General features: G+C 42.0%; 15 protein-coding genes. 3 read left to right on the top strand and 12 right to left on the bottom strand.

All coding sequences use genetic code 11. The annotated features are described in order from the left end of the window. Window positions 1-72 precede the first annotated feature (72 nt). On the top strand, window positions 73-351 hold the full coding sequence (locus tag NIES592_RS14660; RefSeq protein ID WP_062247617.1) for a LapA family protein: 279 nt from the start codon (window positions 73-75) through the stop codon (window positions 349-351). Window positions 352-385: 34 nt separating this feature from the next. On the opposite strand, the gene NIES592_RS14655 is transcribed toward NIES592_RS14660, so the two are convergent. The 6 genes from NIES592_RS14655 to plsX all read right to left on the bottom strand — a co-directional run bounded on the left by NIES592_RS14655 (window position 386) and on the right by plsX (window position 5407). Then, a complete protein-coding gene (locus tag NIES592_RS14655; protein ID WP_062247615.1) occupies window positions 386-1024 on the bottom strand; it encodes a lysophospholipid acyltransferase family protein in 639 nt (212 codons plus the stop codon). Window positions 1025-1161: 137 nt separating this feature from the next. Further along, window positions 1162-1710 carry a Uma2 family endonuclease gene (locus tag NIES592_RS14650; RefSeq protein ID WP_062247613.1) on the bottom strand — a complete coding sequence of 183 codons (549 nt, stop codon included), beginning with the start codon at window positions 1708-1710 and terminating at the stop codon, window positions 1162-1164. A gap of 293 nt (window positions 1711-2003) precedes the next feature. Beyond that, window positions 2004-2249, bottom strand: a complete 246-nt coding sequence (locus NIES592_RS14645; protein ID WP_062247612.1) for a hypothetical protein — start codon at window positions 2247-2249, stop codon at window positions 2004-2006. A 14-nt stretch (window positions 2250-2263) separates the two neighbouring features. Further along, window positions 2264-3142, bottom strand: a complete 879-nt coding sequence (fabD, locus tag NIES592_RS14640; protein WP_062247611.1) for an ACP S-malonyltransferase — start codon at window positions 3140-3142, stop codon at window positions 2264-2266. A gap of 110 nt (window positions 3143-3252) precedes the next feature. Next, window positions 3253-4245 carry a beta-ketoacyl-ACP synthase III gene (locus NIES592_RS14635; RefSeq protein WP_073556131.1) on the bottom strand — a complete coding sequence of 331 codons (993 nt, stop codon included), beginning with the start codon at window positions 4243-4245 and terminating at the stop codon, window positions 3253-3255. A gap of 118 nt (window positions 4246-4363) precedes the next feature. Beyond that, entirely contained in the window at window positions 4364-5407 is a 1044-nt protein-coding gene (gene plsX, locus NIES592_RS14630; RefSeq protein WP_062247610.1) for a phosphate acyltransferase PlsX, read from the bottom strand. 442 nt (window positions 5408-5849) lie between these two features. On the opposite strand from plsX, the gene NIES592_RS14620 reads away from it, so the two are divergent. Continuing rightward, window positions 5850-7172: a D-alanyl-D-alanine carboxypeptidase gene (locus NIES592_RS14620; RefSeq protein ID WP_073556130.1), complete on the top strand. Its 1323-nt coding sequence runs from the start codon at window positions 5850-5852 to the stop codon at window positions 7170-7172. 7 nt (window positions 7173-7179) lie between these two features. Here the strand turns inward: NIES592_RS14620 and NIES592_RS14615 are convergent, their stop codons facing one another. From NIES592_RS14615 to metG, 6 genes are all read right to left on the bottom strand, one after another. Further along, window positions 7180-7494 carry a clan AA aspartic protease gene (locus NIES592_RS14615; protein ID WP_256678145.1) on the bottom strand — a complete coding sequence of 105 codons (315 nt, stop codon included), beginning with the start codon at window positions 7492-7494 and terminating at the stop codon, window positions 7180-7182. Between the two features lie 72 nt (window positions 7495-7566). Further along, window positions 7567-7842, bottom strand: coding sequence for a hypothetical protein (locus tag NIES592_RS14610; RefSeq protein ID WP_062247606.1), 276 nt, complete (start codon window positions 7840-7842; stop codon window positions 7567-7569). A 44-nt stretch (window positions 7843-7886) separates the two neighbouring features. After that, a complete protein-coding gene (locus tag NIES592_RS14605) occupies window positions 7887-8081 on the bottom strand; it encodes a hypothetical protein (protein ID WP_062247604.1) in 195 nt (64 codons plus the stop codon). 38 nt (window positions 8082-8119) lie between these two features. Continuing rightward, window positions 8120-9373 (bottom strand): LPS export ABC transporter periplasmic protein LptC, encoded by a 1254-nt coding sequence (gene lptC, locus NIES592_RS14600; protein ID WP_084552321.1) that lies wholly within the window; start codon window positions 9371-9373, stop codon window positions 8120-8122. Beyond that, window positions 9370-9999 (bottom strand): LabA-like NYN domain-containing protein, encoded by a 630-nt coding sequence (locus NIES592_RS14595; RefSeq protein ID WP_009457185.1) that lies wholly within the window; start codon window positions 9997-9999, stop codon window positions 9370-9372. Before NIES592_RS14595 ends, lptC begins: the two co-directional genes overlap by 4 nt. 152 nt (window positions 10000-10151) lie before the next feature. Continuing rightward, complete coding sequence (gene metG, locus NIES592_RS14590) at window positions 10152-11747, bottom strand: methionine--tRNA ligase (RefSeq protein ID WP_062247602.1); 1596 nt, start codon at window positions 11745-11747, stop codon at window positions 10152-10154. 636 nt (window positions 11748-12383) lie between these two features. On the opposite strand from metG, the gene NIES592_RS14585 reads away from it, so the two are divergent. Next, the gene (locus NIES592_RS14585; RefSeq protein ID WP_062247600.1) at window positions 12384-13106 is read left to right on the top strand and encodes a lysophospholipid acyltransferase family protein; all 723 of its coding nucleotides are present in this window, start codon (window positions 12384-12386) and stop codon (window positions 13104-13106) included. Window positions 13107-13137 lie beyond the last annotated feature (31 nt).

Genomic DNA, 13137 nt, shown 5'->3' with positions numbered 1-13137 from the left:
GACTTAATAATTACCACTTTTCTATAATCGTGTGGAGAAAGTCTTTGCTTTAGCAATTCGCCGCAAATCATCATGAAAACTTTTACTGCTCTACTGACAATAATAGTTCTTGTTTTTTGGACAATGGCTGTTGCCCTTCTGTCAGTACAAAACGCTACGCCAGTATCCTTACAATTTTTAGGCTTTCGATCCATTCAACTTCCTGTAGGCTTATTACTGGCTTTCTGTGCTAGTGTGGGCATGATTGCCATGGCACTGCTACAACCATTGTGGAGGTTAACTGGTTCTGGACAAAGTTATTCCCCGGGACAAGATGACGCAGAATTTTTTGTCGATGAGGAAGATTTTTAAATCAGTTATCAGGTATCAGTTATCAGTGAATACTTTAGCGTCCTTGTGTGTGTAATGCATTAATTGCTGTAGCACACTTTTGTGTTATTGTTTCTAACTCTTCTTTATCTGTAGAACTGGGGGAAGCAATCAACTCACCAATTCTCACTGTTATGGGAACTGCACGAGGGATCACTACACCTTTTTCTTCTATTGCTTGTGTACCCCACAAACAAACTGGTAACAATGGTGCTTTGGCTTTGGCAGCGATCAACGCCGCACCTCGTTTTGGATCTGTGATGCGTCCGTCAGGAGTGCGAGTACCTTGTAAGAAAATACCGACAGCCCAGCCTTCATTCAGATATTTTAAGGCTGCACGAATAGCAGTGCGATCGCTTGTTCCTCGACTGACTGGATAAGCACCATATAACTCAATGGCTTGTTTTAATACTGGAATTTTAAAAAGTTCTTCCTTAGCCATGTATGCTACAGGACGACGGACACAGTTGGAAACAATGGGTGGGTCATAATTACTAGCATGATTGCTTACCACAACTAAAGGTCCACTTAAGGGGACATTTTCTGCACCATAAATCTTGCCCCGAAAGTAAACATGTAGCATGGGGCTAACAACAGACCACTTAAAGGCTTGATAGAGTAAGAGACTGGCTAACGGTTCGCGGTTTTTGCCCACAGAAGATAATTGAAATCAGACAAAATTAAGGATAAGCGATCGCCACTACTTTTACTACTTTTGATCGTTAAACTTAGTTACTGGATAAATTACTAATTTCTCGACTCAAGCCTCAGGCTGTGACAACTGCAATTACCTTATGCTGATGCGAAAAGTTTCTCAACCGATACTTCAATATCTGAAAATGCTAATGGTATGATTTTTCCTTCACTGATTGTCTGCTCTTTCAAATACTTGCCGTCTTGAGGTTCTCGAAACACAATCACTTTTTTAGTGGATAAGCTTAAAATCCAGTACTCTTGAATTCCAGCCCTTGCGTAGACAGATGCTTTAACCTCTAAATCCTTCTTCAAGCTGGTTTTTGCAACTTCTATAATCCAGAAAATATCTATAGGGGCAGGATGACGATCAGTATAGGCAGACTCTGGAAGACGCACAATCGCTATGTCAGGTTCAGGTTCAGAATCAGATAGCGTCACAGGGCCATTGAAGCGAACATCAGCCCTACCTGATAGTAACTCCTCTAGGTATTTTGCACCACGTTTTGCAGTGATGTAGTGAATTGGAGTTTCTGGACTCATTTCGACAATTTCACCCTCTAGCAATTCTACATGACGACCATGCAGAATGCCTGCCTCAATCATGCGATGATAGTCGTCCACAGACCACTTAGCTAGAGTTTTCATAGCACAATTGTGTACATTCTTGTGATCAATCTAGCTCAATTTTATAGTTTCTTGGTTGGGAAGTGCCTAACCTAGATGAAACTCTTGAATTGTAAAAAATTTACGTTAATTGTGTGATCGCCAAATTGCTCAACTCAGGACATAAGGCTATACAAGAGATGATTACAGTTGTGTGATTGCCTGTACCCAGACTGGCTGCCTTAGCGCCGTGAGATAATTCAGACAAAATTTAAACATAAGCGATCGCTAATACTTTTTTCTCGCTAAAGATTAGTTGCTCACTAAATTACTAACTATAAGCCTTGTTTTATCTGTGGCGAAGTTGCATAACCCAAAAATGCTTTAACTGCATCGTTAGGAGGATTTTTATAGACGTAAAATAGCCGATGCTGGTAAGGATTTTGTGATGCACCTGGGTTTGTATTGTTAACCGCCACAATACGCGCTGTACTTTCTGAGTTTGTATGTTCATATGTTGCGTAGCCAATACCATCTTTTTTCAGTTCTCGAATTAAACCTGTGGTTTCATCAGACAGCAAAAGTTAAGGAAGGGTTAAGTAGGTAATTCCGCAAGATTACGCATATTCTCTAAAATTAAATCCGAGCAAGTACGTTTAATCAAACCAGTCAATACGTTACCAGGGCCAATTTCCACCACTCGCTCAATCCCATTTTCTGGTAGCGCCAGTGCAATTTCTCGCCAGCGTACTCCCCCTGTCATTTGTTGGATGAGGCGTTGCTTTAAAATTTCTGCTTCTGTGGCTGGAGTTGGTTCAATATTAGATAAAACAGGCACTTTTGCTTTGTGAAATTCTACTGAGGCTAATATTTCTTGAAACTGTGTTGAAGCTTCTGCCATTAAAGGTGAATGAAACGCACCAGAGACTTTTAAAGGAACTGCACGTTTTGCCTTAACTTGAGATATGACTGCTTGTACGGCTGTGGATGTGCCAGAAATTACAACTTGAGCAGGGCTATTATCATTTGCCACAACTACATCAGGGGTTTCGGCAATCACTTTTTCTAGTTGTTCGCGGTCAAAATTCATCAAAGCGGCCATCATTCCACCAACAGCGCTGTCCATCAGTTCGGCACGGCGTTTTACCAAGCGTAACCCCGCAGACCATTCAAACACGCCAGCAACATACAGAGCAATGTATTCTCCCAAACTGTGGCCAGCAACTAAATCTGGTTGTTGTTTTTCCTGTAGGAGATCAGCCAGAATGCTTTCTACTACATATAAACAAGGCTGAGTGTAGATAGTATGCGATAGCTTGTCGGCATCATTTTGACAAATTTCAATCACCGACCAGCCTAAGATTTCTTCGGCTTGAGCAAATTTATCTTTTGCTAAAGGTATATTGATCAAATCCATTCCCATTCCCAATGATTGGGAACCTTGTCCGGGAAACACCCATGCAGTTTTGGTCATTAGTCAAGTGTCAACAGTCAAGTGTTAATAAATTTTGTTGGTATTTGGTAGTTGCTGGTTGTCTGGAAAATGCAACAAACAACAACCAACAAACAAAAAACAACTACTATCTATCTTCCCCATTGAAAAATTGCAGCCCCCCATGTTAAGCCAGCACCAAAACCTGAGGCGGCAATAATGTCATTAGGCTTAATTTTGTTCTGTCGTATTGCTTCATCCAAAGCCAGGGGGATAGAGGCGGCAGAAGTATTGCCATAATAAGCCAGATTACTAATCACTTTTTGTTCGGGGATGTTCAAGCGTTGAGCAACAGCATCTAGAATGCGCTGATTAGCTTGATGCAATAGGAGCCAGTCTATTTCCTCTACACTGAGGTTGGCACGAAACAAAGCTTTATCAATAACTTCTGGCACTTGTTGGACGGCGAAGCGGTAAACTTCTTTACCATTCATGGTGATCGGCTGAAAGTTGCCTCTACCAACAACGACACCTGGGAGTAATTCTGTGGCGTCAGGTGTGTAGGGAAGGTTAAGGCAATCGTTTTGAGTGCCGTCACTTCTGAGTTCAAATCCCAGTAAGCGATCGCTATCATTTGCCTGCAATACTACTGCCCCAGCACCATCACCAAATAGTACACAGGTGCGTCGGTCTTGCCAGTCTACCCAACGAGAGAGAATGTCTGCTCCAATCAGTAAAACATTTTGATATACACCAGTTCTAATAAATTGGGCTGCTGTTACTAATCCAAATACAAAACCTGAACAGGCTGCTGTCATATCAAATGCTACAGCTCTTGTTGCTCCTAGTTTGGCTTGAATTTGACAGGCGCTGCCAAATAAGTCATCGGGCGTAGAGGTTGCCAGTAAAATCAGGTCTAACTGTTGCGGTGTAATGCCAGCCATAGCGATCGCCGCCTCACCAGCGGCAGTGGCAAGATCTGTTAGAGATTCACCTACATTTGCCAAACGCCGTTGACGAATTCCTGTTCTTGTGGTGATCCATTCGTCTGATGTTTCAACCAGTTCCATCAGCCCTTGGTTATCCAGAAAAGTAGCTGGTACTGCTGAGCCACTTCCTGTAATTGCGATTCCTAATGTTTGCACTCCGGGTTCTCCCAAGCTATTGGCGATTTTGTCATTTGTTTTGTTGTTAGTTGGGTGTGGTTGGTTGTTTGTTGTTTATTCCAACCAACTAGCATCAACTAACAAAGAACAAATATGACTATTGACTGTTTTCGGGCAATAGTTGCCCGGAGGATTTACTTTGATATTTAGATTGAATTCTTTGCAGCACCTGGTTATCCACTGCTTCTTTTGCTAATCGAATGGCATTATAAATTGAAGGTGCTTGAGAACTGCCGTGGCCAATAATGCAAATGCCGTCAACACCCAAGAGCAAAGCACCTCCGTGTTCAGCGTGATCCATCCGCTGTTTAATCCGCCTTAAGTTGGGTTTTAAAATTGCTGTACCGAGTTGACCATGCAATCCCTGGGGTAATTCTTCCCTGACGATTTGCAGCATCACCTCTCCAATTGCTTCGGCAAATTTCAGCAAGACATTGCCTACGAACCCGTCACAGACAATCACATCAAATTGACCGGAGAGGACATCGCGTCCTTCAGCATTGCCGACAAAGGCTATCTGAGAATTTTCCCGCAGTAGTTGATGGGCGCGCACAGCTGCATCATTGCCTTTGCAGTCTTCCTCACCAATGTTCAATAAACCGACTTTCGGTTCCGGAACACCCAAGACATACTGACTATAAACCGACCCCATAACAGCAAACTGCTCTAAAAATTTTGGACGGCAGTCTACATTGGCGCCGACATCAAGTATCAGTACTTGTTTGCTAGCTATCATTGTGGGAAACACCGCACCAATTGCTGGACGATCAATTCCCGGCAGTCGTCCCAAGCGGAGCAATGCTGCTGCCATTGCTGCGCCTGAGTGACCGGCAGAAATCACAGCATCTGCCTGCCCCTGCTTGACTAAATCCATCGCCACGTTGATCGAAGCCTTGGGTTTGCGTCTGATAGCGCTTAAAGGCTCCTCATCCATCGCGATCGCGTCCTCAGCCGGAACGATCTGCACCTGCCCCAAATTAGTTTTTGGTGGCAGCACTGCTTCAATTTGTTGGGGATCACCCACCAACAAGACTTCCACGCCCAACTCATCCCTAGCTCGCAGTGCGCCAGCGACGATTTCACCGGGTGCGTGATCCCCTCCCATTGCGTCAATTGCGATTCGTACGCAAGTCGATCCCATTGCTCAGAGCTTCTAGAAACCTTACAAATTTTACCAGATGCCTCTGCTGAAAGTAGTAGATTGCTGGCTGCCAATTGGCATCCGTCAATTCCAGACTGAAGGGAAAAAGTATAAATTATATAATCAAACTACGGATAACCCCGATGGTTTGTATTTACTTTATCCTTCTTTTTTGTCTTTTCTGCTTTCAACAAAGCAACTAACAAGCCCAACATAGCATGAATTACTCCCCACACCCACTGAATAGACAACGTACAGTGGTTTGTTGTTGTTTGTTGGTTGTTAGTGGTTGATTGTTGGTGAGATAAAATCTTACAAAAATAATAATGAGTGCAGCTTGGCAAACAACTACGCAGTAAAAAAGAGCCACAAAGCCTAAAATATATTCTTTATAGCCTTTTTGCTTGCAGTAGCATATTTGCATAAATATGAGGAGTGAAGAATGCTGGAATTAATTGGTTCAGGTTTAGTTTCAATGTGGCTGGAAATGGCTGGAGTACAAATCAAGCCTTTGGAACCGATGGATGTTTTAGCTTGGCAAAGTAACCCCAGCTTAATTGTTGCTCCTGATCCAAATCCAGCTGGAGTCACTACAGTACAACAGTATCTCCAAGGGCTAGCAACATTAAGATTAGTCGCAGCGAACACAGTCCAAAGTCAAGGGATTTGGATACAGTCGGGGCCAATGCTGATGGCAAATCACCAAGGTACAATTCCTTTGCCTGCGGCCTCATTAACTAAAATAGCGACCTCTCTAGTTGCTTTCAAAACTTGGGGGCCAAACCATCAATTTGAGACTTTAGTCAGCGCCACTGGGCCAATACAAAACGGCGTGTTAAAAGGTGATTTAGTCATTATTGGTAGTGGTGATCCTTTGTTTGTTTGGGAAGAAGCGATCGCTGTTGGTAATACCCTCAACAAGATGGGGATCAAGCGAGTCCAAGGTAATTTAGTGATTACTGGTTATTTCGCTATGAATTTTCAACGAGATCCACTGTTAGCAGGTCAGCTACTCAAGCAAGCATTTAACCACACTACCTGGACACGTGGGATTGCTTTTCAACACGCACGGTTGCCTAAAGGCACACCTAAACCTCAAGTTGCGATCGCTGGTACTGTGAAGGTGGAAGCACAACTAAATCCACAACAAACTTTGCTGGTGCGTCATCGTTCCTTACCTTTGCACCAAATCATTAAGGAGATGAACGTTTTCAGCAATAATGATATGGCTCAGATGCTAGCAGATTTGGTAGGAGGTCATCTTGTTGTGCAGTCAACAGCTGCCCAATTAGCAAGGGTTCCTGCATCCGAAATTCAGCTAATTAATGGCTCCGGACTAGGAGTTGAAAATCGAATTTCTCCTCGAGCTGCTTGTGCGATGTTAATGGCACTGCAACAGGAAGCACTGGCACACGGCTTAAATTTAGCAGACTTGTTCCCCACCTCTGGCTTTGATAATCGGGGGACATTGCACGCTCGACACATCCCTGCTGCTACTGTGATTAAAACTGGTACTCTCAATGAAGTGAGTGCTTTAGCAGGAGTCATGCCTACGCGCGATCGCGGTTTGGTTTGGTTCGCGATCATTAACCGTGGCCCCTATGTACCTACATTCCGTGCTGAACAGGATAAATTTCTGCAACGTCTGCTCAAGCAGCTGCAAATCGCTCAAGGCGTTCCTAGTGTCCTCACTCCTCACTCTGGTATTAATTATGTACCGCAACTAGGCGCAGCTAATCGTAATGAGGTTTTGTTTAGAGGTTAGTTAATTATTAGATTGTCGGTAGTTTCTTCAGTACTACAGTACCACCTGCCACTGCTTGTATAGTTAATTCGTACCCTTCCATCAGCGACATGCCAACCAGAGGATCTGAATCGGCTTCATCGATTGGAATCCTCAGCAATTGACCATCCCAAACAATAACAGCTTCATAAACATCAAAAATGCAGTCGCTGCCATCTGCGAGGATTGCTCGTCCGCGACGTTTCCAAGTTAATCCAAGTGTGGTAATCAAGTCCGATGGTAGGGAGAGCCAGCCATTGAAACCTGTATCTACAATTGCGTTCTGCTCATATATCCTGCTCATATATCTGGCCGTTGGAATCAAGAATCTTGATACGGATGATAGGTTCAGACTCAGCGTTAACATACCCAGTAATCATGCTGTTTTTTGAGTATGACCTGCTCCAAATCGACGAACGTAGCGAGAGCCAACACGTACAATCCAAATTTGTGCGTTTGGGTTACGAGTTTCCAGACGAGCGCAAGCGGTAATTTCATCAGCATCCATTTCCCATGCACCGGTTTCAATGTCAATGGCAACAATTTGACCTATGTGATCTGGCTCAACGAGGCGACGCACCTCACGCTCATAAATTTCATCCCCTCGTTGAGCAAATTCTTCTTTGCTATAGCGTGGTTGCCGAATTACCATAATTTTCTATTTTGTTTGTTTGCTTGGGTTTATCAACCTAAAGTTTAGCAACTTGCTAATACATTAATTAGCCCTAGCGCATCGCTCATTGCTCGATCCAGTTCAGCCGTTGTCCGCTTCACCATTTCTGGTTGGTTCGCTGGTATCATGCGAAACTCTGCTAAATGCGTAATGCGATCGCCTGCAACAATTTCAACTTCTGCCGATACTGACCGACTAGCAGAAACTTCCAATTGCAACGTGGCGATCGCCTACTTCTTTTTTGCTTGACTCTTGATTATTGACTCTTGATTTTTTCCTGGGGAATAATTTCTGTCACCACTCTATTTTGAGAATTACCACCACTAACAACGATGTTTTCTGTTTGAATATTACCGACGGCTTTTTCACCACTAAATGTCATCGGTGGGTCAACTTGTTTATAAACCACATTACCTTGGGCTTCTATTAATTTATTGTCAAGATACCAAGTTGCTGTATTAGATTTGAGGGACTGGCGTTTTTGTCCTACACCGTTGACGTTACCTGTTAAATAAACTGTTTTTTGAGGAATTTTAAATTCACCTTGATTAGCAGTAACTGTGACATTTTCAGCCCGATGAAATATCTTTACAGGAGCATTTGTCGTGACAATTTCTGTATTCAAGTTCCAGGTCATGGAGTTGCTGACGATTTGCATTGGTGGTTCCAGCAACTGTATTTGAGCATTCTTTGTGACAGTCGCAATTTTAGTTTTGAGGTTTACTTCGGCTGTATCTCCTTTACCACGATCAGTAATTTGCTTATTTTTATAACGGTCGATTTGTACTGGGCGATCAGCGATGAGTTTTTCATCTTTGATTTGCCAAATTAAGTGTTCTGTCCGCATTTGCAATGGTGGATCTTGAGAGTTAGCAACTACTCCCCCAGAAAAATCTATGCGTTGAGTTCGGGTTTTGACTCGTGCTTCTTTTGCTACTGCTTGTAGTTGTTTATGGGTGCCATTAATTTGGTTGCGGACTATTAATAAGTCTTCTTGAGGACGCCATTCCAATTCATTACCGTGTAACACGATTCCATTGCTAGGATCGGTGGCTACTATTTTTCCTTTTAAAAATAATTGCTTACCATTCTGTTCAATATCTGCTTTTTCTGCTTGTACTTGGTAGACAATTTTGCCATCTTGGTATAGCTCACCATAGGGATTTTCAACCTGACCAATTTCTTTTTCTTTAGTATATTTGGCTTGTTTAGCAATAACTTTCCAAATTGGTCGTCCAACTTCGTCTGCTTGTTCTAGAGTGACGTCAAAGAAAGTTAATTTGCTATCTGCATCTTGAGGAGATTTGTTCTCAGCAGGTGATTGATTCGATGTGCGATTTTGACCGCCACAAGCAGCCAGTCCAATGACAAGCGAGAAAGTTAAAAATAAGATGCTAGGACGGACGCGCAGAAGAGAAGACAAGGGAGAGGGAAAAGACAAGGAGGAAGGATTGCTCTCATGTCCCCCGTGTCCCCTATGTCCCCTTTGTCCTTTATGTTGCTGCTTCATTCTTGAATTTCCAATTGCCCTTCAGTCTCTCTGGGTTGGTCTAAAAAATCCATACCAGTCAAGGGTCGATAGGGATAACTTTGACGTGGAGTTTTTTGGATATCTTCTTTGATGGCTTCTAGATCAATGTAGCGATCGCTGACGTTGATTAAACTATCGCTTGTCATTGAACGCAAACTGACTACTTCTACCCGCACACCACGGTAACTAACGGAATTGACTGCGTATGCTAGATCCCCATCTCCACTGACTAAAACTGCTGTATCATAGGAATCTACTAAAGCCATCATATCTACCGCAATTTCTACGTCTAGATTAGCTTTTTTGGAACCATCTGGTAGCTGGACTAAATCCTTGGCTATGACCCGATAACCGTTACGACGCATCCACAGTAAAAAGCCTTGTTGCTTCTCGTTGGTTCTATCTACTCCAGTATAAAAAAAAGCACGCAGTAGTCTAGAACCACCTGTGAGTCTACATAATAACTTGGTGTAATCAATTTCAATACCCAATTGTAGTGCTGCATAAAATAAATTTGAGCCATCAATAAATATGGCAACACGACCTCGATTTTCCAAAACTTGCTCTGGCGTGAAGATCGAGTCGTTTTCCAGATTATTCAACATTGTTGTCATACCTCATTTTTTATCAAAAAATAATTGATAGTTGATTTTTGAGATTTACAAAGAGTTTGACGAACTTATGATAAGCTCTCAGGGCCAATCGAATTAGCCCCGAGCAAGTAAACAAAATCAGAAATTGAAAGAACTAACTAATGTTATTTAGGTGGTTCTATGCGTTTAAACACTGGAGATGGTTCGCCCAATGTTTGTTTGTCGCTTAATACCCCCCATGTGCCGTGAATGGCAAAAGGAGCAGTGATGGCAGTTTGTGCTTGATTATTAAAATCGATTTCAAAGCCTAGTTGCTGGTAAATATTGTGACTGATGTTTGGGATCACTGGAGATAGGAGGTAAGCAGCCAATCTCACTGATTCCAAGACAGAATACAATACTTTTTCTGTAGCCTGTTGCTGTCCTTGTTTGTATAAAGACCAAGGAGCTTGTTCATCAATATATTTGTTGCTGGCTCGTACCAGTTTCAAGATTGCGTCACAAGCTTGATCGAACGCTAACGCTTCGTAAGCATTTTTTACCTGTTCCCCTAGACGTAAACCTATTGATTTCAAAGGACTATCATTAGGTATATCTTCACTTGTAATTGGTGGCACATTGCCAGCACAATATTTTTTCACCATCCCTAAAGTGCGATTGAGCAAATTTCCTAAGTCATTTGCCAAATCTGCATTTAGAACATCGATGAATCTACTTTCATTAAAATCGCCATCTCTACCAAATTCGATTTCCTTAAGGAAGTAATAACGAACGGCATCTGCACTATAGCTTGTAGTTAAAGCTACGGGATCAAGAGTATTACCAAGAGATTTGCCCATTTTCAGACCATCTTTGGTTAAAAAGCCGTGTCCGAAAACCTGTTTTGGTAGAGGTAAATTGGCTGACATGAGCATGGCTGGCCAGTAAACTGCATGAAAGCGTAGGATATCTTTACCAATTAAATGCAAATTTATCGGCCACCATTTTGCTAAAGCGTTTTCTAGTGTTGGTTCTGCATCTGGTTCCAACAATGCTGTTACATAACCAAGTAGTGCATCAAACCAAACATACAGAGTATGCTTCGGATCAGTTGGAACTCTAAAACCTAAGTCTACATTTACCCGTGAAATTGAAAAGTCCTGTAACCCCTGCTTGACGAAGTTGAGAACTTCATTGCGGCGGCTTTCTGGCTGAATAAAATCTGGTCGAGATTGGTAAAGTTCTTCAAGTTGGGTTTGGTATTTAGATAGGCGAAAAAAATAGTTTTGTTCGTCTCGCCACTCTGTTTCTTTGTTCGTATGAATTGGACAACGGTGTCCCTCTAGCAATTCTCGTTCTTCTTTGAACTCTTCGCAAGAGACACAATACCAACCTTTTTGCTGTCCCTGGTAGATATCACCCTTGTTCCATACTCGCTGGAAGAATTCTTTAACTATTGCTTCGTGGCGAGGATCGCTAGTCCGGATAAAGCGATCATACTTAATATTTAGCACTTGCCACAAAGAAACAAACCCACCAGACATTTCATCGCAGAACTTTTGGGGGGATATACCTTTACTTTCGGCTGTTCGCTGAATTTTCAACCCATGCTCATCTGTTCCAGTTATCAGTAGTACCGGACGCCCTAAAAGTCTCTGGAAACGTGCGACGACATCAGCTGCGATGGTTGTATATGCGCTACCAATGTGAGGCAAGTCGTTGACGTAATATAGCGGTGTTGTCAGTGCAAATGTTTTTTCTGTTTGATCCACTAGATTCATGCACAATAAAAATATAAGTTGTTAAAACTATTTTCTATCTTACTTATAGAGATAAAACCACGCCATTATATAACATAAACCTCATCTTTTCAACTTCTACTAGAATATTAACAAATTTCTTCAGTTTGGAATTAGTTTTTTATAAGTATAAATTCAGTTAATTTTTACCAAAAACAAAGAAATTCGCAGCTATTGATTTCTCGAAACTTCTTGGTTTAATTGCTTTTGTCGATAGAAACACATATATTGCCTTGAAAAGAGCCACTAGATTCCAGAGACTAGGGACTAGGGGTTGGAGAAAAATATTTTCGTATAATATTCATGAGAATTTTCTCATAGATGACTTCTATAGAAAAGAAACTTTGAGAAAAAGTAAGGTACAGAAATATTTTTATCCTTTGTGATCAACAAAGTTCATCACGGCTATGTTAAATCTGAGGTGTAAAACTGCAATAAAAAGAGTTTTCACAATTTTTTGTTGGCGATATTATAATTAGCGACTCTTGTGTAAACTATTTTCCTAATTTTATTAACTCAAACATTTCTACCTTAAGGCAGTCCCAGGCATAGTGAAGAAATGTAACGATTAAGTGCAGATAAACACCTATGTTTGTGAGATTTTTATATTAAAGAGTTATGAGTGTAAACAGCCCCCTGAATATTTCTCACTGGTTGTTAGCGGCACTCTCAACCAAGATGTTTCGCTACTATGAGGATCGCATTCCCCAAGATGCCAGTGTGTTGGTAGTGAGCAATCACCGTAGCTTTATGGATGCACCAGTCTTGATGGCAGCACTTTCGAGTCCAATCAGATTTGCTTGTCATCATTACATGGGACAAGTACCGATTATGCGAGAAATAGTAGCAGGGTTGGGATGCTTTCCCTTAGAGGCAAATCAACAACGTCAACAAAGCTTTTTTAAGCAAGCACAACTTTTGTTGAAGTCAAAGCAATTAGTTGGAGTTTTTCCCGAAGGAACAGAACCGATGGTGAAATTCACTCAGCCGAACAGTGTGGGTGAGTTTCAACGAGGATTTGCTCATCTGGCATTGCGAACAAATGTCAAAGATTTGGCAATTCTGCCAGTTGCGATCGCCTCTATTGAAGAAATTAACACATCAGCTGTTCCCCTGAAACTATTGAACTTGTTTGACCCTTCCGAACCACTATTCGATCAACCAGGCTGGCATCCTTTGGTAATATACAATCGTGTTGCGGTGTTAATAGGTCGTCCTTATTGGATTACCTCCCAACACCAACAACTATACCAAGGCAAACAAGCTAAAACTGTTGTCGCTGAACTAACAGAACATTGTCATGGCGAAATTGCTAATCTATTGTGTGAAGGATCTTATTAGAGTTAGTGGTTGGTTGTTGTTTGTTGTTTGT

This window comes from Fischerella major NIES-592 (genome assembly GCF_001904645.1).
GTDB classification, from domain to species: domain Bacteria; phylum Cyanobacteriota; class Cyanobacteriia; order Cyanobacteriales; family Nostocaceae; genus Fischerella; species Fischerella thermalis.
Note: the sequence above shows the minus strand (reverse complement) of the source record. Positions and strands in the feature narration are given on the sequence as shown.